Raw genomic sequence first — 381 nt, forward strand, 5'->3', positions numbered from 1 at the left:
GCGATTTAGAAAAAGGCGGTAACTATTTAACAGGGGCGGATCAGCGTCTTCTCTATGCCAATGATAACTACTGTGCTTTTATTCGCAAAACAAAATCTGATCAGATTTTTTATTCATTTATGCTTATAATTGTTTTAATTCTCTCAATACCCATTATATATTTAGGGTTTTCATTGATTTTGGATTTAAGTCCTATAACTGAGTCAGCTATACTCATTACTGTGATAGTTACGTTGATTGCTTGCATTGTTGCTTTATATCTTCTGATTCCTGAATTCTATCAAAACCTTTTTACACGCCGAGGAAGCCCCATTATTTTTAATCGCAAAACGGGTAAAGTGTATATCAATGAAAGCTATTTTTTTAATTTTAAAGTGTTAC

At 32.3% G+C, this 381-nt stretch carries 1 protein-coding gene; it reads left to right on the forward strand.

Annotated elements, in window-relative coordinates; all coding sequences use genetic code 11:
- A partial coding sequence (locus GQ589_RS11940; RefSeq protein ID WP_202115115.1) for a DUF6708 domain-containing protein occupies window positions 1–381 on the forward strand: 381 nt, incomplete at both ends.

This window comes from Gilliamella sp. Pas-s27, assembly GCF_009795865.1.
Taxonomy (GTDB): Bacteria; Pseudomonadota; Gammaproteobacteria; order Enterobacterales; family Orbaceae; genus Gilliamella.